This window comes from Verrucomicrobiia bacterium (assembly GCA_019634635.1).
Classification (GTDB): Bacteria; Verrucomicrobiota; Verrucomicrobiia; order Limisphaerales; family UBA9464; genus UBA9464.
Window position 1 is genome coordinate 81,176 of the sequence record JAHCBB010000016.1, and the last position, 23,111, is coordinate 104,286.

Genomic DNA, 23,111 nt, shown 5'->3' on the forward strand with positions numbered 1-23,111 from the left:
CTGCCCACAATCGTTGCAGCGGGAAACCATGCGAGACCTTATCGGGTCCGTCCGCCGCTCCTCTTGATGCGCTTCGGTGGACGCTCATCAACAATCGGATGCCCTCCCAGGGGGAGCAGCGGCCGGAGAGGGCAGTCGGTGCAGTCGGCGAGCCGGGAACGGCAGTGGACCTTTCCGACCGCGACGAGTTGTGCATGGAGGTCCTGCCAGAAATCCACGGGGTTTCGGAGGTTGAGCCGGGCGGCCGCAGATTCGCAGCGGAGTCGGAGCACATCGTCGTTCATCCCGGTGTCCATCCATCCGTGGCGTCGGAAAATCCGTCGCGCATAGGCATCCACCACAAAGCGGCTCTGCCCGCCGGCGTACAGCAACATGCAGTCCGCTGTTTCAGGTCCGATTCCCGGGATGGACAGCAATCGTTCCCGGACAACGCCCGGCGGTCCGCGCAGCGCGTCGTCCACCGATCCGCCATGCCGGGTCAGCAGGTGGTCCAGAAACTGCCGAAGCCGATGGGCCTTTACGCGAAAGATCCCGGCGGGACGGATCCACTGTTCGAGCGCGGACACCGGCACGGCGTGCAGCGCCCGGGCCGACCGGAGGGCTCCCGCCCGTTTCAGGCGGGAAATGGCGCGCTCCGCGCCCGTCCAGGCCGTGTTCTGCACCAGAATGGCGCCCACACAGACCTCGAGGGGCGTCTCGGCGGGCCACCAGCCCTGATGGCCAAATCGCTCCCGGAGCAGCCGGTAGAGCCCCTCGATCGGTACGGGCGGCGGACCTTCACGAGGGGGCATCGGACGACGTCGCCGGCTCGTATGCGGCGCGCAACTGCTGATTCATCCGATGCAGGGCGGCACCTCGAAACCAATGCCGCAGGTACACGGCATTCAGTGCCGCCCACAACAACAGGATCGCGACGATGCCCAGGAAATCCCGGGGTATCAGGGCCTCCCAGAGCCTGTAGCCGGCGAGAACGATCCCTGCCGCCCACAGCAGGCAGAAATGCAGGGTGTAGGCATTGAAGAAGGTGGAGGGCCACCCGGCACGGGGCGCCGGTGGGCGCGGGGCGTCGTGCGGGTAGAAGTATTCCGCCTCCAGGTCGGATGCGATCAGCAGCCGTTCCCCAAGCAGGCGGTTGATCCGTTGCTCCAGCGCCCGGGCGTGGGTCCTGGCAAAGTCGGCGAAATGCAGCAGAAAGCTCGCGGAGACCCCTGTGGAAATCAGTCCGGCCACGAGCAGGGTGTGGGCGGCCGTCGTGCGCAGGAACAGGAGGAATCCGCCGAGCAGGGTACTCACGAGCAGCAGCGTGAAGAACTTGCGGTGATAGGCGTACTGCATCGCCCGCATTCGCTCCAATTGACGCGTCAGCGCGTCGTATTTCAGCCGGTCAACCTCGTGCATCGTGAATAGGGCGTCGGCGGTGCGACGGTGGCCAGCCGGAGAGTCCGTCCACCCTCCCGGTGGGCGCTCCCCGGGATATCCCGGGCCTTGCTGGCCGGGACCCTGTCACGGCGTCCGGCGTCCCGGTTGCAGAATTTCCAACTGCCAGGGCAGCAGGCGCTCCCACTCTGTGGAATCCGTCCGGGCGAGCGCCAGCAGCGTGCCCTTGGCGGCGATAATGGTGGGATCGAGTTCCAGTTCCTTGGCGCGGCGGTCGCGCAGATCCCGTAGTTCGTCGGAGTAATCCAGCTCGCGTCGCGTCATGCGGCGGGTCGCGATGCGGTGGTGTTGCGGACGCTCCCCGGGGGGCACCGCAAGACCCTCCCGGATCGCCGCCACCACACCCTGGCGACGGCGCGGGGTCAGGTAGGCGGGCAGGCGGACGGCCTTGATGCCGCCGGTGGCGGCCTGTTCGGCAATCTGGCTGAGCGCCTCGTGCTTCAGGATGAAGAAGGGGGGGCGTCCGGTCCGCAGGGCATCCCGTTCCCGCCAGTGCCACAGGGCTCTCAGGACGGCGAGACCGGTCTCGCTCAGCTTGTCGTGGCCCTTGATCCGCCAGACCTCGTCGGGATCGGCTTCGTTCGGCCGCGCAGCCACCTCGATGATCCGCCGGCAGATCTGGCGGTGCCAGTCGAGGCGTCCGAGTTCGGACAGCCGGCTTCGGAGGTGTTCCGTGAGCGGATTCAGGTGGCGGACGTCGTTCAGTGCGTAGTGCACCATTTTCTCGGTCAACGGACGCCGGCCCCAGTTGGCCTTCTGCGACCCCTTCTCGAGGGTCAGTCCCAAATACTTGGACAGCACGTCATTGAGGCCGAACCGCGACTCGCCGAGGAGCCGGGCGGCCCACATGGTGTCGAACACGGAAGTGGGCTGAAAATGATGCCCGGTGAACATCAAGTGCAGGTCGTAGTCGGCGGCATGGAGAATCAGTTCGTGCCGGTCGAACGCCTCCCAGAGCGGCTCGAGGTGCAGGTCGGCCAGCGGGTCCACCAGCTGTTCCTCACCGGGGATCGCCACCTGGAGCAGGCAAAGCTTTTCCGGGTACGCGTGAAGGCTGTCAGCCTCCGTGTCCACCGCCACCCATGGGGCGGCATGCACCCGGGCGGCAAAGTCCTGCAATTCAGCAGCCGTGGCGATCACTGCGGGCGAGCATCCGCAATCGGGCCGCAGTCGCCAAGGGGTGAAGTGAGGGATGCCCCGGGCCAGCCAAAGGGTGGTGTCAACGCCAGCGGACCGGGGTCTTGGGCAACGCCCAAGACCGGCGTTGGTCGCAGAACGGGGCCGGTCCGCCTCACGTCAGGATCGGTCGCACCAGTTCGCCGTGAACGTCGGTGAGGCGGAAGTCACGGCCCTCGAAGCGGTGGGTGAAGCGGGTGTGCTCGATGCCCAGCAGATGGAGGAGGGTGGCGTTCAGGTCATGAACGCTCACCGGGTCGTCGGTGATGTTGTACCCGAAGTCGTCGGTCTGTCCGAGTACGAAGCCGGGTCGGATCCCGCCGCCCGCGAGCCAGATGGAGAAGCACCGGGGATGGTGGTCGCGTCCGAAGCTCGTCTTGGTGATCTCCCCCTGGGAGTAGGCGGTCCGGCCGAATTCTCCGGCCCAGATGACCAGGGTGTCGTCAAGCAGGCCCCGCAACTTCAGGTCCCGGATCAGGGCGGCACTGCCGCGGTCGGTGGCGGCGGTCTGCTTCTGGATGCCCTCGGGAAGTCCGCCGTGGTGATCCCAGTCGCGGTGGCACAACTGGATGAACCGGACCCCGCGCTCCGCCAGGCGGCGGGCAAGAAGACAGTTGTTGGCGAACGACGGCTTGCCGGGGGTTGCCCCGTACAAGTCCAGGATGGACTGGGGCTCCTGCGCAATGTCCATCAGCTCCGGAACACTCGCCTGCATGCGGAACGCGAGCTCGTAGTTGTCAATGTGCGTGGCAATGTCCGGATCGCCCAGGGCACCCAGTTGCCGCCGGTTGAATTCCTGCATGGTGTCGAGGAGTTCGCGGCGCGCCGGGGTGGAGATGCCCGGGGGGTTGGAAACGTAGAGGACCGGGTCCCCCTGGCTGCGCAACTGCACCCCCTGGAAGTTTCCGGGCAGAAAACCGTTGCCCCAGTACCGGGCTTGAAGGGCCTGACCCCCGCTGCCGCTGGTGAGCACCACGAAGGTGGGAAGGTTCTCGTTCTCATTCCCCAGCCCGTACGCCACCCAGGCCCCGAGGGTGGGGCGCCCGGGCTGCTGGTGTCCGGTCGTGAAATACGTGACCGCCGGATCATGGTTGATCGGGTCGGTGAACATGGAGCGGATCAGGGTGATCTCGTCAGAAATGCTGCCGGTGTGCGGCAGGAGGCTGCTCAGTTCCATGCCGCAACGGCCGTACCGTTGGAATTCATGGGAGGATCCGACGCAGCGCAGGACGGCCTGGCCGGCGGTCATGCCGGTGATGCGCTGTCCCTGACGGACGCTCGGGGGCAGTTCCTGACCGGTCATCTCCCGCAGCCGCGGCTTGGGATCGAAGAGATCCAGATGGGACGGCGCGCCGGACTGGAACAGGTAGATGACCCGCCGCGCCCGTGGCGCGAAGTGCACCCCGGGAAGGGCCCCACGTCCGGTGGATGCGGCCCGGGACGACGGGAGCAGGGTCGGATCCACCAGGGTCGCCAGGGCCAGGCTGCCCAAACCGGTCGTGCTCCGGGACAGAAAGGCCCGGCGGGAATGAAGGCGGTGAAGCGTGTCGGGCCGGTTCATGAAGAGGAAGGTTCCTTCGGCATGGGTGGGGGCCTCGGAGGCCCTACTTGGTGATGGTCTCGTTCAGATTGAGCAGGACGTTCGCCACGGTCGTCAGGGCCGCCAGTTCGGGGACTGGCGCCCCTTCCGGCATGGGTGCCTCTCCCGTCTTCAACAGGGCGTTGGCGGCGTCGGGATCCTCACGAAAGCGGGCCAGCTGCCGCTCGTAGGTGTTCTGGAGCAGCTCCAGTTCGCCGGGCGCCGGCGTCCGCCCCAGGGTGTGGCGAAACGCCCGGAGCAGGCGTTGCCCGGAATCGCCGGGCTCCTCGTCCAGCACCCGCTGGGCCAGGCCGCGGGCCGCCTCGACGAAACCGGGATCGTTCATGAGCACCAGCGACTGCAGGGGGGTCTGGGTGCGCTGACGGGCAAACGTGCACACCTCGCGATTCGGCGCATCGAAGGTGGCCATCGGCGGGTAGTGGGCGGACCGCCTCCAGAACACGTACAGCCCGCGCCGGTACAGCAGGTCGCCATGGTCCTGGACGAACACCGAATCCGTGCCGTCCCACAGGCCGTCCGGCTGGTAGGGCTTCACGCTCGGTCCTCCAATGCGCGGATTCAGCAGACCGCCAATCGCCAGCGCGTTGTCCCGGATGAACTCGGCGTCGAGCCGCAGGCGCGGTCCGCGGGACAGCAGCCGGTTGTAGGGATCCTGCTCCAGCTTTGCAGGGGACACCGCCGCCGACTGCCGGTAGGTGGCGGACGTCACGATCCGCCGGAGCAGGGCCTTCACATCCCAGGCGCCGACGCGGGTTGGCGGGCCACCGGCGGGCGCCGCGACCGGATCGCCATCGCGAAACTGCACGGCCATCCAGTCGAGCAGTTCGGGGTGGCTGGGCCATTCGCCCTGGGAACCGAAGTCGTTGACGGTCTGGACGAGGCCGGTGCCGAAGAAGATTGCCCAGAAGCGGTTGACCGTGACGCGCGCGGTGAGCGGATGTTCCGGGGCCACCAGCCAGCGCGCAAGGGCGAGCCGGTTGGTCGGGCCCTCGGAAAGGGGCGGGAGGAACGCCGGGGTGCCGGGCGACACGCGTTCGCCCGGGCTTCGAAAGTCCCCGCGGGTCAACACAAAGGTCGGGCGCGGCGGGTCCATCTCCTCCATGACGAGGGTCGTGGGGATCTGCGACAGCAACCGCTCCTTGGCCTGACGCGCACGGGCGAGTGACGCCTCGGATCTGAGGAAGTCCACCGCGTGGGTTTCCCGGTAGTACCGTGCGAGGTCGTTCCGCTCTTCGTCGCTGCGCTGGCCCCGGGAGCGCCGGACGACCGGGAGAAAATCCGACAGAATCTGGCCCTGAATCTCCGCTTCCGACACGTCCCGTCGGGCGAAGCGCAGGTCGTCCACGTGCCCTGTGAAGTGCGCCTCCCCATTGCGGGAGCCGAGCCGCAGGGGCGCCGTGGTGGCGAAGGAATCCTTGAGGTGATCCTTCCGGACCTCGAGGTCCCGGCGACGCCCATTGACATGGATGCGCAGGCCCCCGGCCGCTCCCGAACCGTCGTAGCTCACCCAGACGTGGTGCCACTGGTTGGGCGCGAGGGGGTCGCGCGCCCGCACCTGGATGGCGTTGTCCGGCCAGGCATGGATCAGGTGCACCTCGGGCCGTCCGTCGCTGATGAGCAAATCGAAGCCGCGAAATCCAGGTCCCGGCTCCTGGCGGCTGAGGATGGCCCCGTTGCCCGAGAACTTCACCCAGCCCCCAAAGCCCGCCGGGGTGTCCCGGTCGAATCCGAAGGCGTCTCCTAGGTCCACGTGACTGCGGCCGTCGAGCTTGAGGGCGCGGCCGATCCGCCCCTCGACGAATTCCGGTCCGGAGTCCACCCGGAACACCCCGGTGCCCGATGCCGGGGTCTGGGGGCCGGCCTCCGGACCGCTATCCGACGTCCCCTCAATGTCCTCCGTCTCCTGGAACCTCAGGTCGCCATCCAGCGGCAGGTGGCGGATGCGCGTGAGGGGCACGGCCCCGGCGGGCGGACGTTCCACCATCTCGCGCTCCCATTTTTCCTGGGTCTCGCCCAGCTCGTTGGTGCGGTCCTGCAGTGTCTTCTCCGCATCCCGCAGCGTGAATTCGGCCTCGACCAGCTGCAGTGCCTGTTCGGTTGTGGGTACGGGGAGCCGGGGCGGGGGATTGTCGGTGCGGATCCGATCCAGTCCCTTTTCCGGCACGTTGTGGAAGAAGGCGTACAACTGGTAGAACTCCCGGGTGCTCATGGGGTCGTACTTGTGATCGTGGCACTCGGTGCACCCCACGGTCATGCCCAGCCAGACCGCACCCAGCGTATTGACGCGGTCCACGACGTACTTGTTGAGATACTCGTCGGGATCCGCGCCGCCCTCGTCATTGGTCATGTTGTTCCTCACGAACCCGGTCGCGACGCGCTGGGACCGCGTGGCGTTGGGCAGGAGATCGCCGGCAAGCTGTTCCACGGTGAACTGGTCGTAGGGCCGATTGTCATTGAAGGACTGGATCACCCAGTCGCGCCACAGCCACATGAAGCGCACGCCGTCAAAGTGATAGCCGCTGGTGTCGGCAAACCGCGCGAGGTCCATCCAATGGGCCGCCATCCGCTCGCCGTACTGTGGCATTTCAAGCAGCCGGTCCACCGCGCGTTCGTAGGCCTCGGGTCCCTGGTCGGCAAGAAAACGGTCCACCGCCTCGATGGACGGCGGCAGCCCGGTCAGGTCAAGGGTCGCCCGCCGCAGCAACGTCACGCGGTCCGCCTCGGGGTTGGGGGAGAGGCCCGCCGCCTCAAGCCGGGACAGCACGAAGAAATCCAGTTCGTTGCGTGGCCATCGGACGTCGGTCACCGGCGGGAGTGCCGGCCGCCGGGGCGGGAGGAACGCCCAATGGTCCTGCCACGGGGCGCCCTCGGCCACCCACTGCTCGATCAGCGCACGCTGGGATTCGGAAAGCGGCTTGCCCGTCTCCGGAGGCGGCATGATCTCGTCGGGATCCGCCGACCGGATCCGGACCACCACCGGGCTGTGTCCGGGCTCCCCGGGGACGATGGCCGGGTGCCCTGACTTGAGCGCGCGAAAGGCGTCTTCACGGCGGTCGAGGCGCAGTCCGGCCTTCCGCTTCGGTTCGTCGGGCCCGTGGCACGCATAGCAGCGGTCGGACAGGAGCGGACGGATGTCTCGGTTGTAGTCCACGGCGGCGGCCGTGGCACTCAAGCCAAGCAAACCGGCGACCATGGGGAGCATGGAAAGCCGGAGACTCCGAACCGCGGTGGAGCGGCGGGGACGCATGACGGGAAGGTACCCCGCATGGTCTGCCGAGACAATCGCCGTCAGATCCTGTCCCTGCGATTCACCCGTCCGTTCGTATAGCTCCCGACCAGTTTTGGCCGGTCTGGCGTGTTCAGGACGCCGGTCGTGACGACGGGCTCCGAGAACGCACGGATGCATCCGGTGAAACTCCTGGCCCAGCCCCGCGGATCGCCATGGCGGGCGCGATCCTCGCAGGAGGGGACCCGGCACTCGCGGGCCCCCGCCTTGACGACGCGGAATGCCGTGGCCTCTCCGTTCTGTCCGGTCGGCGGCAACAACTCCGGGTCTTCATTGCCTTTCGGCTCTCAGTCCTCTTCGGACATTACCCCTGCACGGGGCGGCCGCGGTGGGTGGCTGGTCTTCATTGCCTTTCGGCTCTCAGTCCTCTTCGGACGGTGTATTGGACCCGGTGAAGGAGCCATGAGGCTCCTAATGTCTTCATTGCCTTTCGGCTCTCAGTCCTCTTCGGACCCGTGTGTCGCGGACAATCCGCTGACGATGCGCCGGGGTCTTCATTGCCTTTCGGCTCTCAGTCCTCTTCGGACCGTGGCGTCCCATTCAGGCTCCCGTTGGGGGCGGAGGTGTCTTCATTGCCTTTCGGCTCTCAGTCCTCTTCGGACCCGACCGCAACGGGCGGACGCTTCGAGGCATTCCGCCATCGTCTTCATTGCCTTTCGGCTCTCAGTCCTCTTCGGACAATGAGCCTCCCGTCCTACATTGGCGTTCCGACCGCAACGTCTTCATTGCCTTTCGGCTCTCAGTCCTCTTCGGACGAGAACCGGCTTACACCATGAAGTCAAAAACCAAAAAAGTCTTCATTGCCTTTCGGCTCTCAGTCCTCTTCGGACGCAGGAGGTGGCGGCGTGAGCGCGATCGTTGACATGGCGTCTTCATTGCCTTTCGGCTCTCAGTCCTCTTCGGACCGGACAAGCTGTTCGACGCTTTGTCGGCGCTGATGCCAGTCTTCATTGCCTTTCGGCTCTCAGTCCTCTTCGGACGGACTCCGTGACCCGGACCATCGGGTTCGGAACCAACGTCTTCATTGCCTTTCGGCTCTCAGTCCTCTTCGGACAGTTCGCCGTCGTCGAGTGGCATCGAGCCGTGGGGCGAGTCTTCATTGCCTTTCGGCTCTCAGTCCTCTTCGGACCCGACATTGTTCGGCAGGCCCTTGAGGATTACGTGGCCGGTCTTCATTGCCTTTCGGCTCTCAGTCCTCTTCGGACCTCGCGGCGTATGCCCGTATCGTGCCGCTTCTGTCCAAGGTCTTCATTGCCTTTCGGCTCTCAGTCCTCTTCGGACAGGCCGAACTCGTGCAGACCATCGTCGCGAGCACCCCGTCTTCATTGCCTTTCGGCTCTCAGTCCTCTTCGGACTGAGTGGGGACGTGCGGTAGGCGCCTACGTGGCGCCTGGTCTTCATTGCCTTTCGGCTCTCAGTCCTCTTCGGACCGTGGCGGACTCCGTGACCAGGTCCGTTGGTTTCGCGAGTCTTCATTGCCTTTCGGCTCTCAGTCCTCTTCGGACAACAAGGGAGGGGCGAAGACCCCTCCGCCCGCGAAAGCGGTCTTCATTGCCTTTCGGCTCTCAGTCCTCTTCGGACTTACGGTTGTGGGCGTGAACTCCCGCAACGTTACCCTAGTCTTCATTGCCTTTCGGCTCTCAGTCCTCTTCGGACGGCCTTGCTGGGAGGGTGAAGTTCCTTCGGGAACCCGCGGTCTTCATTGCCTTTCGGCTCTCAGTCCTCTTCGGACCTGTGTGCGTTGGACGGAATGGCTGGCGCTTGGTGCGCGTCTTCATTGCCTTTCGGCTCTCAGTCCTCTTCGGACCTGCTCGTGTCAGTCCGCAACGCGGCTGGGGCTACGACGGTCTTCATTGCCTTTCGGCTCTCAGTCCTCTTCGGACAGTCCCCGGCGCGGATCAACCAACCCTATCTGTCGCGACGTCTTCATTGCCTTTCGGCTCTCAGTCCTCTTCGGACTGGAGTTTCTCTCTCCGGACGAGGTGTCCGGTATGTCCTGTCTTCATTGCCTTTCGGCTCTCAGTCCTCTTCGGACAAGGTCTCGTCGTTGCCGTCCGTGTGGATGCGGGCGGGAGTCTTCATTGCCTTTCGGCTCTCAGTCCTCTTCGGACATGATCAACCGGTTTGAACTGTGACAAACCTCCCGGTCTTCATTGCCTTTCGGCTCTCAGTCCTCTTCGGACGTGCGTTTGCACCCATGGGTTCCTGTCTGATGCCGGATTGTCTTCATTGCCTTTCGGCTCTCAGTCCTCTTCGGACAACCTTCAGGCAGGCCATCGGGTCTATTTGGACGGACACGTCTTCATTGCCTTTCGGCTCTCAGTCCTCTTCGGACAGGCGCCCCGGTCAGGATCGCAGTCCTCACGGACGCTGTGTCTTCATTGCCTTTCGGCTCTCAGTCCTCTTCGGACCGCATTGATGCGGGCGGGACTGTAGTGGCAGGCTACGTGTCTTCATTGCCTTTCGGCTCTCAGTCCTCTTCGGACCCGCCAAGAGGAGGTGGCGGCGTGAGCGCGATCGTTGAGTCTTCATTGCCTTTCGGCTCTCAGTCCTCTTCGGACCGTGACACCGGGCAAGCACTTGCCCTACCACGTGGTGTTGTCTTCATTGCCTTTCGGCTCTCAGTCCTCTTCGGACATGGCCAATTCCAACGAAGTTACAACGACGGCGCCAATGTCTTCATTGCCTTTCGGCTCTCAGTCCTCTTCGGACTGTCTGCTTTTAGTGCAGAACAGACTGCCCGCAATCTGGGTCTTCATTGCCTTTCGGCTCTCAGTCCTCTTCGGACACGGTCCGAGGTGGTGATGAAATACGGCGCCACATCCAAGTCTTCATTGCCTTTCGGCTCTCAGTCCTCTTCGGACGCTGCCACTCAAACCAAACGTCAACACAACCTTACACATGTCTTCATTGCCTTTCGGCTCTCAGTCCTCTTCGGACCCTGGCACCGTAACCTCCTGATGCTGAGGAGGGCAAGGGGACGTTCGGTCGGGAGGGGGGTTGCTGGGTTTTCTGGAGACGGGGAATTCGAAGCTCAGAGTGGTTTTGAATGGTGAAAAGTGACTGAGGTTGAGGGGGTTGCGCTGGCCGGTCGGGAGCCCATGCATTTCGGGGGTCCGGAGGTGCCGACCTGGAACCGAGTTCGGGAGTGGTCGGCTTCGGGTATGGTTCCTGCCGGGATCGCGTCATCGGGTAGGCGCTATACCAGATAGCAGACCATCTTCTCCGAACAGACCATCGTGCCGGCAGTCCGGGTTTCGCGTGAACAGCGGCTGTCCAGTGGGTACGCGACCAGGCGGTCTTCGGACGGATCAATCTCCTTGAGGAGCGCCTGCCAGAACCGCTGGAATTCGTCGGCCTCCAGCCGGCATTCGAACAGGCTGTACTGCACCCGTACGCCGTGGTCCTCGCACACGCCCGCGACCCGTTGAAGGCGCTTGGGTTCACAGATGTCGTAGGCAACCAGGTACAGCATTTCTCGGGGTCCCGGGGGTTTGGTGGTGTACGGGACGGCGGGGAAGGCGTCGAACCACCAGTCGTCGAACAGCGTCATGGCCCGGTCAGTTCATGAGGAAGGGCTCAAACCGGGCGGGTTCCTCGATTGCCGCCTTGAACAGCACCGCTTGCTGGTCCAGTTGCTGACGCAGGGTGGTGCGGTGTCCGGTGTGTTCGCTCAGGAACTGGCGCTCCATCCGGCGTTCGTATTGGAGGATGAATTTCCGGCGGCCGTCGTCGTTGAGATAGCAGCCGCCGTTCCGCGGTTCGAAATGCTTTGCGTTCAGGATCTGGTGGCTGAAGCAGTCCAGGGCCAGGGCCTCGACGAAGCACGGGCGGAAGGGCTCCATGAGATCGAGGGCCAGGCTCCAGCGGCCATCCTCGGTGGCATGGAGGCATCCCAGCGACGGGTCAAGACCGTGGGCGTGACAGGCCGCAACAACCTCGTTGTACAGCAGGGTGGACCCAAAGGAGATGCAGGCGTTGACCGCGTTGTGCGGGGGCCGGGTGCTCCGGCGTTCAAAGGGGAAGGCCTCGGGCAGAAAGCGTGCCCATCCCTGGAAGTACCGGGCGGCGGCGGTGCCCTCCCAGCCCATCAGCTCCGGGATGTCGCTGGCCCGCGCCAGTTGGGCCAGCAGGCTTTCCAGCCAGTCGAGGGTTTGCTGGATCTCCGGATCGGCGGGTGTCTCGCGATTGGAGTGCAGCCGCTGGAGGATGCGCCGCTGGTTGTACACCTTGGCGGCGACGATCCGGCCCGCGATCTGCAGGCAGAACGCCGGCTCGAGGGTGCGCTGGTACTGTCCGAGGCGGGCGCGTCCGTGCGCCGGACTGGCGGGCAGGAATCCGCCGAGGAACTGGCCGGAGCCGCCCAGCCATACCAGCGGGATCTCCCGCTTCAACACCGCGCCGACCGCCTGCGAGGTGATCTGCACCGACTCGGCAAGGATCAGCCGGTCGAGATCCCGCAGGGGGATTTCCCTGAGCAGGGTGTCGGCGTCGGGACTGCCCTCGTCGCGTCCGATGACCTCCAGATGTTCAGTGTGGAGACGGACGCGGGCTTCAGGGTTGAGAATCGCGGCGGTGGGCATGGTGATGGGCTTGTGAAGGTGTGGCTGAAACGGGTCAGGGTCTGGGATGCCCGGCTTTGCTGGGGCGCAAATCAGCATTCACCCGGAAGGGGTCGTCGGAGGCAGTCGGTGGGAATCTCGGAATCATCGCCCCTGGTCTCTGCAAGCGATGTCGTGATTCCCATCGGCTGCCTCCGACGGGTGCTTGGGCGGCGTTACTTTGGCATGCGGGCTTTCCACGCCCAGTGATGGGACGTCCGGAGACGTGGGGAGCGCAAAATCCGTTGGATCCGCTCCCATCCGGCAGTTCGGCTCCGTGCCTTGGATCGCAGAACGGCTTCATGCGAGGTGGATCAGGCTGGCAGGGATCGCCAGCGAGAAGCGTCCCTTCTCGGGCAGGCAGTCGGCCAGTCGTGCGGCGCCGCCGCCGGCGGTCCGAAGCTTCCGCCCGAGCGAGGAGATGGCCCGGCGAACTTCCTGGTCATCCTCGAACTTGGAGCGCAGCGCCCCTCCGTGACGCCAGTCGGCGAGCTGGCGTGGCGGCGCGTTCTGGCGGAGCTGGTCCCTGAATTCGTTCAGTGGCTTGACGCCGTCCTTGTAGGCGGGCAGCGCGGAATCGCCGCGACGGGCGCGTGTGGCGAGGAAAAGCAGCACGAGGTGTTCGAGCGGCGCGGTCCGCACGCGGATCCCATTGACCTCCAGCTCGCAGCGGGACTGTTCGACGGTCAGGCGCAATCCCTCGCCGGTGGTGCGGCGGACCTGTTCGCGGCAATCCTCGACGAGGCGATTGAAAGAGCCCGCCTTCCGTCCCAGGTCGCGCTGGAAGAGGTTGCGCAGCGGGACGAACGGCACATCGGCCAGTTCGACCCGGGCCTCCCGGGGGTCGTGGAGCTTTCCCTCGCGGTCCGTGAGGGGCGGGCTGTCCTGTCCCGGAAACCAGAAGCCACGCAGAGCGTCGAACGGACTATTCACGAGCACGTGGGTCAGCCGGTCGGTCTCGCGTCCGGCCAGGGTCAGGCAGGCGTAGAGCAGGGCTCCCATCGTCTTGCGGCCCCCCGCGAGCGAGGCAATCAGACGGCAGTCGGGGTTCTCGACCAGTGCACGCACCTGATCCAGGAGGAAGTCCGCCGCCGCGGCGTTGTCGGCGGGGTGGCGCAGGTCGGGCAGCTCCACCGAACGGCCGGTGCTCTCCGCAACGGCGGTGATGACGCGGATGTCCGTGCCGGTGGTTCCAAACCGCGGCCGGTCCGAAACGTCGTTCCCCAGCGCGGCCAGTGCCTTTCGCAGCGCCTCCCAGGGCGGACACCCCAGCACGGGATCGGGCTCAAAGAGCTGGCGCTCGAGTTCGCGGCGTCCCTCCGACGTTGTGACGACGATTACCCGGGATGGCAGCACCGGCGGCGATTCGTGGGCGAGCGCCCAGATGGTTTCGGTCAGCACGGCTGGAGACATGCCGGTCACGGCCAGGAGCACGGGATCGGGCTCATCCCGTCCGCTGGGAACCATTGGAGAGGGAATGGTCGGGACCGGTGGGTGGTTCCGGGACTTTGCGGGCTGTGTGGTTTTGCGGGCAGGCTTCATGAGAGAATCTGGGTCAGTGTGAAGGTGGTGGAAAACGGATGGTCCGAAGACCCTTCCATTGATGGCACGGCCGACACAGCGGCTGGAGGTTGTCGGGCTTGGTCAATCCCCCGTCCCGAACCGGAAGTGCGTGGTCAATTTCCAACGGACTCCCGGCCGCTGCCTCCATCGTTCCGCAGCGGGCGCACCGATGGCCATACGCCACCAGGACTCGCGCCCGCAGGGAGGAGGCGATCGCCCTCGAGAAAACGGAGGCACCTTCGCCACCGGCCGCATTGCGGGCCCGGAGGGGCTCCCGACCTGCGATGACCCGCGCGCGATCCTCCGGGCCCAGCGACCCGTCAAAGGCGTCCAGGATCGCGATCAGCACCGGATGAATCGCCCGGATGAGCGCGACGTAGCGCGGTACCAGGTAGCGGACGAGGGCATCCGGCTCGTAGGCCAGGTCGAATCGGTGGATGACCCCGATCCAGTTCGGCTTTCGAAGGAATTCGAAGCCCGGAAGCGTCACCGACGCGAGGGCGGGCTCGAGCTTCGCGAGCACCTCATCCGGATGCTGGTAGATCCGGTTTGGGTTCAGGTAGAACTGCACGTGCCAGTCGGCCCCCTCGCCATAGGCATGATCCGGGTCGTACACATGCTCGTACTTGAAGTACCTGGGATCCACGACACCGCTTTTGAGGTGGCGATCCCAGATTCCGGAGAGGAGGACGGTGTTTCGTGTCCCGTGCCGGGTGACGCGGCGTCCCGGCTTGAGGCGACCGGAGAGTTCGGGTGGCAGGGCGGCGCAGACCTGGCGGAAAACCTCGTGGAGGACCGGCGTGAGATTGTCGGGCGTCGGAGTGATGGACGGCATGGAGGCAACGTACGGGGATTTGCCGGAATTGGGGTGGCTTGAGACGTCCCGTCACGTCGCGGACCCGGTGACCGAGCCGGTCGCATCGGGCTGGGCGAGCGTGCGGATTTCCCGCAGGGCCTCGCGCCCGGCGATACCCTGGATGGCTCCGTACAGCATGGCGGTGTGAGTGATGGCTTTTCGCACCTGTTGTTTCCGTTCCTTCCATTGCCTGGCGAAGGCCCGCTGTTCCGCGTCGAGTTGCTCGCGAAGCGCGAGGAAGGATTCCACGACGGCCTCGACATGCTGGCGGAAACCGACGCCGCGCAGGTGATCATGGAGCACCTGGGCCTTGTCCGCGCGGTTGGCCTGCTGGACCCGCTGGGCTGCGGTTTGGATCAGGCCCTGGCGAAGCGCTGCGGCCACGGCGGCAGCGAAGGAAGGTTCACACACCCAAACGCCGTCTACGGGACCCAACCCGCGCATGCCGTCGGGCGGGCAGGTGGTCGCGATGACCGCCAGGTCGGCGCCCGCCTGCCGCTGGTCGGCCTTGAGTTTTTCCGGCCAGTCCGCCGACCAGTTCTTGGCCCGCTTGGCCTCCCAGAGAATCAGGCCGCAGTCAAAGCCGTTGCCGTTGCGCACCCGCTGGATGAGATCGGCGCCGTGCTGTCCTTTCTTCACCTCGACGATGTCATCGAAGAGGAAGGCGGCGCGGAGGCCGGACTCCAGGGTCAGCTCCAGGGTTTCGCCCTGGAGTGCGGACTGCAGATCCGCGCGCTGCCGCTCGAACCCGGCCTGAAGCTGCTCGCGCAGGTGGCGGGAGACCGCCTCGGTGAGCGGGATTTCCGCGCCGCACTTCGGGCACGTGATGGGCGTGTCGTTCACGCGTCCGTTGTACCGGATTCCCTCCGGATGCCCAGCCTGCGGACGTGGGCGGACGTGGGTGGCCCGACCACAGTCGCATTCTCCGCCTCATCCTCGGGCGTTCATGAAAAACCTTCGCAAGCAGTTGGGGAAGTTGGCGTCGGATCAGAAGTTGGTGGGGACGAAGACATCCGGCTTCGATAGATCGTCCGGTGTCAGAATACGAATACGGAGTTCGCGAGCTCTGTGATTGAGATTGTCTGCCAGTCTGCCTTTCAACGGCCTCAAGATGGCCAGGAAGCGCCGGGTGAAGTTGCCGCCGAGCCGGTGGGCGCGCGCACTCAATTCCTCCAGGTGGGGCAACAGTCGAGCCTTTTCACCACCCCGTTTGCACGAAATGCACAACGCCTGCACCCCATCCACGCCGAGGATGTCCTCCTCCAAATCAGCGCCGTCCCGTTGGCCCACCTGTGCGGACCACCGGAGGTCGCGGAATTGTCCGCTTCGCTCCGCAGCATTCATCACGATGACTTCCCACCACACGCCCGTGAGAAAGCTTGCCGCTTGCTGCACAGGATTCGTCGCGGCGATCCGTCGCCGGTTGAAATCTGGGACATATTCGTTGCGTGTGTGCGCGTCGTCGAGCGCCTGAAGATCGTTGCGAGTCACGTCGGGTAGCCGGCAGGCACCCGCTGCAGAGGTGCGAACGAGACCGCAATCGGCGGCCAGTCGGGCCACCTCCGTCGGAAGCGCAAAGTCCACATCAAGGACTCGGAGCCAGTCTCCTGGAGACCTCGGCTCGCGGCCCCCCGGAAATAGCCCCTTGGTTCCCAAGATCGCTTCGTGCACATCGGATGCCTCGGACTCGTTGTTGAACAGGTGTTCCGCGAGCGGCATAAACGGCTTCCAATCGCGTCCCCCAGTGACCCGCTCACATCCGTTGGCGACCGCAATTGTATTGACAGTCAGGACGGATCGAAGCGGCGTGAAACTGAAATCGTCATCCAGGTGGGCCGCCAAACCGTCCCCGGTACCGCCGTCCACGAAGCAGGCGTCCTCGGTGTCGGTGTAGAGTGACATGGCCTTAACCTCGAATTCCAGGGCGGCGGCATAGGCGCCGATGGACATCAACTTGGTACCACCGGTGAAGTTGACGACGGGAGTCTCTTTCCGGTCGAGGCAACCTTGGATGGCATCCCGGGTGGCACCTTGGGTTTCGGCTATCGTCGGCATCGGGGACAGCGACACCGTCTCGAGGGTCACGGAAAGACCGGCCTGACGAGCAGCCTCGAGGACAAAGGCAGAACGACTGGCGGTTCGTGGCGTGACCAGATGCACCAACCGCTGCGGTCTTAGGCGCAGCACGGGCAGGAGATTGGGCATGGTCTGTTCGCTGATGAGTTGGATGAGGGTTGGAGGCATGCGGAGCATGAGGGAGGTGAGATCGCGCTGTCCGTTGAACTAAGAATGTCTCGTCGGGCCGGGATGTCCCCCGTTTTCCGGGAGGCCCGAATCTTCGCGGCAATTCAGAGGTTGAACGTTTTGATCCGAGAAACAATCCGCCTCGACATGGCAGTCCCGGCTTCCCGCAAATTCGCCCCGTAGCGGGTGATCCTTGAGATGCACGGTTAATGAACGACCTGCGATCAGCAATTCCATGACCGCTTTGAGCCGCGCCAGGTTCTTGACCCGCTTGGACACATGTTTGACGTCCTCCTCGAACTGGCTGGTGCGGCTGAAGGTTCTCACATGCCCAGGTCGGCAAAGAGTTGCTGCTTGCTGGCAAACCGCCTCACATTCCGGCCCGTCCTGCTGGCGTCGAGGGTGCGCGTGGTGAGAGCGTTGGGAATCCGCAGTTCAAAGGGCAGACCGCGTTTCAGTTGGATCTGCCGGTAGAGCAGATGCACCGTTTCGGAGGCCGTCAGTCCCAGTTGGGCGAGGATCTCTTCAACCTCTTTCTTGAGTCCGGGCTCAATGCGGGTGCGGATTGTCGCTGTCTTGCTCATGGAGTTTGTGTAGGCCCATTGTTGCCACGAGACAAGACTCGTCGCGGTCACGCGCTCCGCGGCATGAGCGCCAATGCGAGCTGCGACCAGAGTTCCAGCCGGTTCCACGGCCACTCGGCGCCTCCCAGTTCTCCGGGAGCCACCCACCGCAATCCCGCCAGTTCCGTCCCGGGTTCGCCCGGATCGCCGGAGAGTTCATGCAGGTACACGGCGCCGATGTGGACCCTCCCAACAGCGCTGTGGCGCTCGTGGATGAGGCCCAGAAAGCGGGTGACTCCGGACACCGCGCCGGGGAATTCCTCGCTGAGTTCGCGCCGGAGGCCGCGCTGCAGGAGACCGGTCCATGCGGATCCACCATCGGATGCGGCGTCCGCGGCGTCCGCGGCGTCCACCGGATTGATGTGGCCTCCGACCCCGAGCGACCAGCGTCCATGGAGACGGGTGTCGGCGCCCTGCCGCGGGTACGCAGCGAGCCGCCGTCGCGCATCACGCAGCAGCAGGTAGGGGATCCACTGGAGGTATCGCTCGTCGTGCTCCGCCTCCTGCCGCGAAATCCACACCGGGGGCAGCGGGGCGAGGACCGCCCGGATCTGCTCCTCCGTCAGCGGAAGCGACAGCGTCTCCGGCCGCCAGGCTTCGGGCAGATCGCAGGCCCGGGAACAAAGGACGGATTCCGGGGTCATGGCGTGGGGATGGACCGGCCCAGTTCACCCGAAAGGCGGGCGCGCTCGTCCGTGGACGTGAAGGCACCCTCGATGGCGTGGCGCTGCATCTGGAGGATCTCGAGGCGGGTCAGGCCGGGACACAGCCGCGCGGCGAGCCGGAGATTGTCCGTCAGCGACGCGGCCGAAATTCCGATGTTGTCGGTGTTCACGGTGACCCTCACGCCGCGCCGGAGGTAGTCGAGGAGCGGGTATTGCGCGGCTCCGTTGACCGGTTGGAAGCCGCGGATCTGGGTGTTGGCATAGGGGCACATCTCCACCACCACGCCCCGGTCGGCGACCGACCGCAGGAGGTCCGGCGAATCCAGGAGATGGAGCGCGTGACCGAGGCGCCGGGCGCTGAGGTCAAACACGGCGCGCCAGATGCCTTCGGCGTCGTCGTTCTCCCCGGCGTGCACCGTCAAGGCCAGTCCGCACCGGTGCGCGGCCACGAACTCCTCGCGAAAATAGTGGGCCCGGGTCTCCGGATCCTCGAATCCTGCGAGGTCCACCCCCACCACGCGGCATCGTTCGGGATCCGTCCAGTGGCTGGCCGCCGAGACGGCGAGCGCGAGGTGACGGGAAATCTCCGAGCGATAATCGCCCCGCTCGCGTCGCGTGCCGATGATGAGAAGGTTCACCCGGCACGTCGGGGCGCCTTCCAGGACAGCCATTGCGGTGCAGGCGTCAAAGGCCTCGCGGATCTCGCCAAGGACGGACCACGGCGAGCGGCCGGGGCCGGCGTAATTCCCGGGCGAGCACCGGATTTCCGCGTACCGCACGTGTTGGTCCTGCAGGTGCCGGTAGAGCAGTTCACAATGCCGGCGGAGGCATCCGGGATCCCGCAGGACCGCGCGTCCCCCGGCATCCCCCAGCTTCATGTAGCTGGGGAGCCCGGTCACGTCGGCGGGCAACGGCCAGCCTCTGGGCCATGGGGGTTCGTCCAGGGCGGGGAGCGCGGCAGGGTCTGCAGCAGCAGCGCGGACCTCGAGCAGAAGGTCCCCGTGCGTGGCGAATCCGCCGAGGTGGCAATGCAGCTCCACCTTGGGCAGCGCAGCCAGCCAGGCGCTGTCGTTGTCGGCCGCCGGATCCATCGGTTCGTTGAGCCATTCAAGATCCCCCTGCGACCACGTGGCGAGTTCTGCAAACGGCAGGGCCGCCATGCGGTCCCAGCTCTGCGCGATGCGGTGGGACCGCTCCGTCAGGTCCTGAAGCCGCCGGCGGAATGCATCGTCGGCCGCGCGCACCCAGCGTTCGCCATCCGCCGCGCGGACCACGTCCAGCGGGTACTCGCCGGGAGGCACCCGGCGCAGTTGGGGCCAGCCAACCTCTGCGCCCAGCCGGATGTAGTGGAGATGCCCTGCATCGCGGGCGCTGATCACCTCCTCCGAGGTGCGGGGTTCCACCGCTTTGCCGGTGGCGTCGTCCGTGCAGCATCGGTCGGCCAGCACGTGGAAGACCTCCGCTGCGCCGAGCATGGTGGCCGCCCGTTGCATGGACGCCGACATCGTCTTGAATCCTCCCGACAGGCACAGGAAGCGCTGTTCGGGGGGAATTCCGGACTCCAGGATCCAGCGGTAGAGAACCTCCTCGAAGCGGAAGTGATCCTCCTCCCCGGTGAAGTCGTGGAAGCCCGCAACGCGCGTGATGGTCAGTGGAACGTCGGGCGCCTGATCGCGGAAGAAGCCTTGGATCGTCCCGATTGTCGGCCGCTCGGTGGTCAGCACGTGTACGGACGCAAAGCGGGCGCCGGGGAGGAGGAATGCCTCCGGGACGATCGCCGGCGACGTGCCGAGGGACACGAGGAGGACGGGTTGCGGCGGGGTCATGATGCCTCCAATGGGTTCCACACTTGGGAGAAGCCAAAGTCCTTGAAGTCCTTCACATTGGTCGTCGCGAACTCCGTGACTCCGTGGTGCCGCAGGGTGAGCGCCAGGCGGGCATCGAACACCCGACGACGGGCGAAATCTGCCGCGGCTGAGACGCGCCAAAGATCATCCATGAGGCCTGCCGATGGCCCCGGATAGTCCACCACGTCCCAACGGGGATTGATCCGGAGGCCCTGAATCAAGGCGACGGCCTCCGGGCCGCGGGAGGACGTCGCGCGGTGGCCGGATTCCGCAGCAGCACGTACAGTTCGAGCAGGGACAAATCGCAAAGCGCAAACTCGGCGTTGTCCGCGAGCGATTCGAGAAAAGCGCGGGCGTGACTGTGGTGAGGGCGGCTGGACTCTAGGGCGATGAACAGGATGTTGGTGTCGCAACTGATCATGCTCCCTCCTCGTATCGCGCCGCCTGTTCCCGCAGCTGGCTTGCGATGAACCGTGCCGCGCCGGAACCCAGGTTGACTTCCTCACGCCAATCCGGATCCGAGAACGGGTCGCTCATCAACCCGAGATCCACGGGTTCGGGGAGCCGCCAACTGCCGGAAGGGGGCGTGGACGAACCGGCCCGGACGTGCCGGTCAACCATCTGCTCCAATCCTCGGCGAACGATTTCGGCAATCGACCATTCCTTGGCGGCAGCGACCGCCTTGGCTTGGGCAAAAAGCTCATCAGGAATCTGGACTTGTGTCTTGATCATGATGGCAAATTGCCAGCATGGCGATTTGGAGTCAATCAGGGGGGGTACGTCAGAGGTCTAGCCCGGATATTTCACACGCTTTCGTCGCGAGGCGCAGCGAAAGCTCGAGCTCGTGTGGCAATGCTGCCGAAGCGATTCCGAGCCGGGCTGTATGGGGACATACTGTCCGGTGAGGAACGCGAGGCCAACGCCGCCAGACGGGCTTGCAGCCAGCCGCAGCAGAAAGCGTGTGAAATATCCGGGCTAGGCGAGGCAGACGTCTGCCATGGTGCACCTCTCCTGCAACCCGGGGAGGAGAAACACCTCCGGGACGATCGCCGGCACCGTGCCGAGGGAAACGAGGAGGACGAGATCCGGTACGGTCACGATGCGTCCACCAGGTTCCACACCCGGGGAAAGCCAAAGTCCGGGCAGTTCCCCGGATTGACGGCGGCGGATTCCATCATTGGGAAATCGCCATGAGGTTTTCAGCCTCCGCCGCCCGAAGGGCGTGGGTTCGCAGCAGCCGGATCGCCAACGAGCGGACGGCCAGTGTCGGGGTCACCTCATGCCAGACCCCCGCCAACTGCCCGAGGCGCTTATGGGCACCTCGCGCCTCCGCCCGGGAGAGCGCACCCTCCCGCAAGCGTCGCTGGATGGCGGAATCACATTCGACGGCGGTGCCCCGCCACACGGCGGCGGTGGGATCCGCCCTGAGTTGGTCGCCACGTCTCAGGGAATCCGGTTCCTCGACCAGGAGGGCCACCAAGGCTGAACTGTCCCAGAACGTCATCGCCCCTGCGCCCTCTCCGCCAGGACTGCAGAAGTGAGCGACTGCCGGGCCGTCCATCGTGGACGCTGCCCGGACAGAAGGGCGCGCGCGTTGAGTGCCGGGCCAGCGGGTGGGTTGAGCACACCATCCGCCTGCAACCGTTCCAGGGAGGAATCTCCTTCGGTGACGGGCTGAAACCGGGCGACCGGATGGTTCCGATCCGTGATCAGGATGGACTCTCCACGCCGAACCCGCTGGAGGAGGCGGCTGAGCTGATTTTTGGCGGTGGCAATGCTGAAGGAGTTCACTTGGCCATCTTGGCCATTTTGCCAATAGCGTAAAACACGCGTTGGCGGTCGCGACCGGGAAGGACCGTTTCTCACTGGTCCACGCCGGTCTTGACGATTTTCAGGAGGTGGGTTTGGCCTCGTGCAGGATCGCAGTGATCCTGGTCGGCCAAGCTGGCCAATGATTCCCTGTTTCACGAGTCGCGTGCGGAAAACCGGTCAGTGCCTGTCAACTGCGAAGCCCCTTCTGTGCCGTGCACCCGCGACCAATGCAGCGGAGATCGGCGGGAAAGGAGACCAACGAGACGAAGGACGCGGAGTGCCTGTGCGGTGACCCCGAGGGGCGGAGGGAGTCGTTGATCTGAACCAACTCCCCAACGATTCATCGCGGACACAGAGCCTGCCGGAGCCGACCGAAGCGCCCTGGCTGGACGCTCCGAAGGGTGGCGGATTGGAAGCCGGCGATATTACGGCAGCCGCCGGACGGCCGGGGGCGCTTTGCGCCTGGGTGATGGGGGCGGATGGAGCGGGTCTGGCTGATCTGTCTGATCCATCGCGGATCATGGGGCAGATGCAAGGTTGCGGGCGTGTGCGTCAACGAAACTCTCGGTGGGGAAGGGGGAGAGAGATTTTATACGCAGATATCTCGAAGGGCATCGCCGACGGGCTTTTCCCGATTGGCGAGGAGATCAATGATGCCTTTCAGGTCACCCGGTTGATTGCCGGTGACAGCGCTCCGGTCGTCCCATGTCGCGACGATGTGAAAGCCAGAGCCCAGTTTGACGATCCGGAAGCGGAGGGGGGAGGTTTTGCGCCCGCCGAAAACCCTTCCGAGCGGGTCTCGCAGGCGGGCGAGGTGGTTGGTGTCCTGCGGGTAATCGCGTCCGCCGAGGGTGTCGGAGACGCAGTGGCGCGCGGCTTCAGCATTGGAAAAGGACTTCTTCAACAGCATCACCCGCAGCGGCGCGCCGTTAAATACCGCGGTCAAGCGATCGGAATAGGCGGGTACGTCGCCAGGCATTGGGATTCCGTCGTCCGCCAAAGAATGCCAGATGAAGCTGCCACCGGCGCGGGTGGCGCGCAGCCCCAACGTGCCCGCGAGAAGCCAGGCTTCCAAGGTGCGGCGACAGGTCTGGCGCTGGTCATCAGTGAGGCCGCCTAGGCGCTCAAGGAGATGGAGGTCGAAGGTGGTGCCGGGTTTGAAGGCCCACTTGGGGCTGGCTTCTCCACCTCGCTTGTGGGGGAGGGTGTTGATCTCGGCCTTTTGCGGGGAGCTGCCGTTTCCGTCGTTCGCGCCGCTGACGCGGACGACAATTTTGCTGGCGAGCACGGGCTGGCTGTGGACGGAGCCGAATATGGCGTCTTCGTCTCTGGCAGTGCCGCCAAGGGCGCGAAACCACCAATGAAGTTGGCCGCGGATGGAGGGCGGCCGGATTTCCGGTT

Annotated in this window: 19 protein-coding genes, 1 pseudogene and 1 CRISPR repeat array; all 20 genes and pseudogenes read right to left on the reverse strand. The window is 65.2% G+C overall.

Features of this window, described 5'->3' with window-relative positions; genetic code table 11:
• Positions 1–38 precede the first annotated feature (38 nt).
• Entirely contained in the window at positions 39–791 is a 753-nt protein-coding gene (locus KF791_12450) for an endonuclease III domain-containing protein (GenBank protein ID MBX3733393.1), read from the reverse strand.
• Positions 778–1,398, reverse strand: a complete 621-nt coding sequence (locus KF791_12455) for a hypothetical protein (GenBank protein ID MBX3733394.1) — start codon at positions 1,396–1,398, stop codon at positions 778–780. Before KF791_12455 ends, KF791_12450 begins: the two co-directional genes overlap by 14 nt.
• A 105-nt stretch (positions 1,399–1,503) precedes the next feature.
• The gene (locus tag KF791_12460) at positions 1,504–2,577 is read right to left on the reverse strand and encodes an HRDC domain-containing protein (GenBank protein ID MBX3733395.1); all 1,074 of its coding nucleotides are present in this window, start codon (positions 2,575–2,577) and stop codon (positions 1,504–1,506) included.
• A gap of 151 nt (positions 2,578–2,728) precedes the next feature.
• The gene (locus KF791_12465; protein ID MBX3733396.1) at positions 2,729–4,174 is read right to left on the reverse strand and encodes a DUF1501 domain-containing protein; all 1,446 of its coding nucleotides are present in this window, start codon (positions 4,172–4,174) and stop codon (positions 2,729–2,731) included.
• 43 nt (positions 4,175–4,217) lie between these two features.
• A complete protein-coding gene (locus KF791_12470) occupies positions 4,218–7,460 on the reverse strand; it encodes a DUF1553 domain-containing protein (GenBank protein MBX3733397.1) in 3,243 nt (1,080 codons plus the stop codon).
• A 305-nt stretch (positions 7,461–7,765) separates the two neighbouring features.
• Positions 7,766–10,439: a CRISPR direct-repeat array (repeat unit 37 nt; unit sequence GTCTTCATTGCCTTTCGGCTCTCAGTCCTCTTCGGAC).
• Between the two features lie 259 nt (positions 10,440–10,698).
• The gene (gene cas2 / locus KF791_12475; GenBank protein MBX3733398.1) at positions 10,699–10,974 is read right to left on the reverse strand and encodes a CRISPR-associated endonuclease Cas2; all 276 of its coding nucleotides are present in this window, start codon (positions 10,972–10,974) and stop codon (positions 10,699–10,701) included.
• Between the two features lie 85 nt (positions 10,975–11,059).
• Positions 11,060–12,082, reverse strand: coding sequence for a CRISPR-associated endonuclease Cas1 (cas1, locus tag KF791_12480; GenBank protein MBX3733399.1), 1,023 nt, complete (start codon positions 12,080–12,082; stop codon positions 11,060–11,062).
• Between the two features lie 318 nt (positions 12,083–12,400).
• Positions 12,401–13,567 carry a TIGR02584 family CRISPR-associated protein gene (locus tag KF791_12485; GenBank protein MBX3733400.1) on the reverse strand — a complete coding sequence of 389 codons (1,167 nt, stop codon included), beginning with the start codon at positions 13,565–13,567 and terminating at the stop codon, positions 12,401–12,403.
• Between the two features lie 88 nt (positions 13,568–13,655).
• The gene (locus KF791_12490) at positions 13,656–14,498 is read right to left on the reverse strand and encodes an HNH endonuclease (protein ID MBX3733401.1); all 843 of its coding nucleotides are present in this window, start codon (positions 14,496–14,498) and stop codon (positions 13,656–13,658) included.
• Positions 14,499–14,549: 51 nt separating this feature from the next.
• Positions 14,550–15,362: a DUF2130 domain-containing protein gene (locus KF791_12495; GenBank protein MBX3733402.1), complete on the reverse strand. Its 813-nt coding sequence runs from the start codon at positions 15,360–15,362 to the stop codon at positions 14,550–14,552.
• Between the two features lie 144 nt (positions 15,363–15,506).
• Complete coding sequence (locus tag KF791_12500) at positions 15,507–16,763, reverse strand: DUF1887 family protein (protein ID MBX3733403.1); 1,257 nt, start codon at positions 16,761–16,763, stop codon at positions 15,507–15,509.
• 39 nt (positions 16,764–16,802) lie between these two features.
• A complete protein-coding gene (locus tag KF791_12505; protein MBX3733404.1) occupies positions 16,803–17,090 on the reverse strand; it encodes a type II toxin-antitoxin system YafQ family toxin in 288 nt (95 codons plus the stop codon).
• Positions 17,087–17,347: a type II toxin-antitoxin system RelB/DinJ family antitoxin gene (locus KF791_12510; protein MBX3733405.1), complete on the reverse strand. Its 261-nt coding sequence runs from the start codon at positions 17,345–17,347 to the stop codon at positions 17,087–17,089. The genes KF791_12505 and KF791_12510 overlap by 4 nt, the downstream gene beginning before the upstream one ends.
• A 47-nt stretch (positions 17,348–17,394) precedes the next feature.
• Complete coding sequence (locus KF791_12515) at positions 17,395–18,030, reverse strand: hypothetical protein (GenBank protein ID MBX3733406.1); 636 nt, start codon at positions 18,028–18,030, stop codon at positions 17,395–17,397.
• Positions 18,027–19,877 carry a hypothetical protein gene (locus KF791_12520; GenBank protein MBX3733407.1) on the reverse strand — a complete coding sequence of 617 codons (1,851 nt, stop codon included), beginning with the start codon at positions 19,875–19,877 and terminating at the stop codon, positions 18,027–18,029. Before KF791_12520 ends, KF791_12515 begins: the two co-directional genes overlap by 4 nt.
• Positions 19,874–20,319, reverse strand: a pseudogene (locus KF791_12525) (PIN domain-containing protein). The gene KF791_12520 and the pseudogene KF791_12525 overlap by 4 nt, the downstream one beginning before the upstream one ends.
• Positions 20,316–20,630, reverse strand: coding sequence for an antitoxin (locus KF791_12530; protein MBX3733408.1), 315 nt, complete (start codon positions 20,628–20,630; stop codon positions 20,316–20,318). The pseudogene KF791_12525 and the gene KF791_12530 overlap by 4 nt, the downstream one beginning before the upstream one ends.
• Positions 20,631–21,072: 442 nt before the next feature.
• Entirely contained in the window at positions 21,073–21,402 is a 330-nt protein-coding gene (locus KF791_12535) for a type II toxin-antitoxin system VapC family toxin (protein ID MBX3733409.1), read from the reverse strand.
• Positions 21,399–21,689, reverse strand: a complete 291-nt coding sequence (locus KF791_12540) for a type II toxin-antitoxin system prevent-host-death family antitoxin (GenBank protein ID MBX3733410.1) — start codon at positions 21,687–21,689, stop codon at positions 21,399–21,401. Before KF791_12540 ends, KF791_12535 begins: the two co-directional genes overlap by 4 nt.
• 610 nt (positions 21,690–22,299) lie before the next feature.
• The coding region (locus KF791_12545) for a hypothetical protein (GenBank protein ID MBX3733411.1) at positions 22,300–23,111 on the reverse strand (812 nt) is incomplete at its 5' end.